Annotated in this window: 2 protein-coding genes and 1 pseudogene; 2 read left to right on the top strand and 1 reads right to left on the bottom strand. The window is 31.8% G+C overall.

All coding sequences use genetic code 11. From position 1 onward, the window contains the following. Positions 1–85, top strand: a pseudogene (locus TY19_RS26815) (IS5/IS1182 family transposase); the annotation flags it as partial. A gap of 39 nt (positions 86–124) precedes the next feature. On the opposite strand, the gene TY19_RS05520 reads toward TY19_RS26815, so the two are convergent. Beyond that, positions 125–1,570: a hypothetical protein gene (locus TY19_RS05520; protein WP_042280807.1), complete on the bottom strand. Its 1,446-nt coding sequence runs from the start codon at positions 1,568–1,570 to the stop codon at positions 125–127. 197 nt (positions 1,571–1,767) lie between these two features. Here TY19_RS05520 and TY19_RS05515 point away from each other — a divergent pair. Further along, a partial coding sequence (locus TY19_RS05515) for a hypothetical protein (protein ID WP_042280804.1) occupies positions 1,768–1,997 on the top strand: 230 nt, incomplete at its 3' end.

The following is a 1,997-nucleotide window of genomic DNA, read 5'->3' as shown; positions in this document are numbered from 1 at the left end:
ATGGAAAAACTGCGAAAGAAAATTGAATACAAGCTTAAATCTGGTCATTTTGGCGTTTGTAGTTCTCCTTTTAAAAAGATTTTAAACAGCTTCTAAGTAAATTTATCTCAATGATCGAATAATTTTACGTACGATTTGCAGAATAAATTTTGACATGCCCTATTTCTATTTTTTGAGTTCGTTTCTCAAGAGTGAAGTTTCCATTTGCAATTGTTTTGACAAGCCGTGTCTCTAAATAAGTTGTCGTTTTATTAGATTCACCCACAATTTGGTCTTTCAAAATAGTATTTTTGAGGTTTGTTTTGGAAATTTCTTCTTTCAGGATTGCTTGCTTTAAAATTTGCTGAGCAATAAACTCCGCCTCTGCACTTGTTTCCCGTGCCCTATCTTCATTTAATCTCCTTTTTGTTTCTTTTAATTCAGCTAATTTCATTAAAACTTTTCTAACATGTTTGGCTGTCTCTTTAGGATTAATGATTAGATGACTGAGCTGATCAATTTTATTACTTTGAGTATTTGAAGTTTCTTTTACGCTTTCAGAATTTTCAGTTTTTTCTGTATGAGATACTTCCTTCGATTCTAAATTTGAACTTGTCTTTTTGACCTGTTCTAAAGGCATAGCATAATGTGTATTAACGAAAGTTGTGAAATGTTGTTTGAATTTATGTTTGAAAAGTTCAGCTTCCTCTTTAGTTAAAGGAACAAATTTTCCATTTTCATTTTTACCAATTTTTCCTTGAGCAACTAATTTTTCTAATCTCTTCTCAATATATTCTTGGTGCTCTTCTGGATCAAGCTTACTCGCTTCTGTAAAGATTTTTTCGATGGTTTTATCTAAATTTCTTCCTTTAGCAGTAATATAGCCTTTAAATTGCGCTTGAACGCGTTTAAGATCCGCAGATGCTTCTGTGCTTAGTTCAATTTCTTCTTTTCTAACTTCAATCTTTTTTGTAAGTACGTCAGATATAATCTCATCAGTTTTTGCTTCATCAGCAATTTTGGTCTTTACTACTTCGTTTGTCGTTTCTGCTACTTGACTTGTCTGTTCCGCTACTTGACTTGTCTGTTCCGCTACTTGACTTGTCTGTTCCGCTACTTGATTTGTTGTTTCTAAAATTTCTTCTTTATTGTCTGATATTTGAATTTTGGCTTCAGTGTTTTCCCAGATATCTTCATTTAGATCTAAATCTAATTCTAAACTTTCAAAATTATCAGATATGCTATCCTCAGATACGTTTATCTCAATTAGCTCATCCTGTTCTTCAAACTCTTCATCAGTGGATAATTGCTTTAAAAGGGGGCCATCTGCTTCTGTGAAAAGAGGAGTCAATGGAAGGCTTGACAATTGTTCGGACTGTAATTCTTGCTGGTCATCAGGAAAAATGGTAAGTTGGCTTGTGGTTATATTAATTTTATCAATTATCTCATTCGTACCTATATCATTCCAATTTGTAACCGTATGTTGGTTTGGAAGATTAGATTTTTGAGAAGATGTCGATTCCTGATTTCCTGAAGCTAGATGTAATGAATCAATTGAAATTCGATTAAAATTAGAGTAGTCGCCGTTCATAAGACATCCTCTTAATTAAAAATTTTTAAATAATTACATATAAAAACAGTTACATTTATTATACCATTTTCTTTTTTTTACCCTTAAAAATGCAAAAAAAATAATTAAAAATTATTCTTGACAAATATGAAAATATTAATAATCTCTTATTCAAGATTGTATTAATTTTTCGTTAACAATGTAAAAAGGAGATTATTATGAATAGTTGCACTGCTAGTAGTTATTCAACTCAAACTTGGGTACCTATAAACGCACAAGAAGCTGCAGATCTTAAAGTACAAGTAAGAAGCCATGTTCAAAGCTATGTTGGTCATCTGCGAGAATTAAAACAGCTTGAAGCAAAAAAGGTACAACTTGAAGCACAGGAAGTACAACTTCGAGCTCAGAAAAAGCAGATTCATGCAGAAGTTTTAGTCGCTAAACAAGA

The sequence above is a fragment of the Candidatus Protochlamydia sp. R18 genome, from assembly GCF_000648255.1.
GTDB classification, from domain to species: Bacteria; Chlamydiota; Chlamydiia; order Chlamydiales; family Parachlamydiaceae; genus Protochlamydia; species Protochlamydia amoebophila.
Note: the sequence above shows the minus strand (reverse complement) of the source record. Positions and strands in the feature narration are given on the sequence as shown.

Coding starts and splice junctions, on each gene's coding strand:
- TY19_RS05520 (WP_042280807.1), bottom strand. CDS start 1,570: ATGAACGGCGACTACTCTAATTTTAATCGAATTTCAATTGATTCATTA.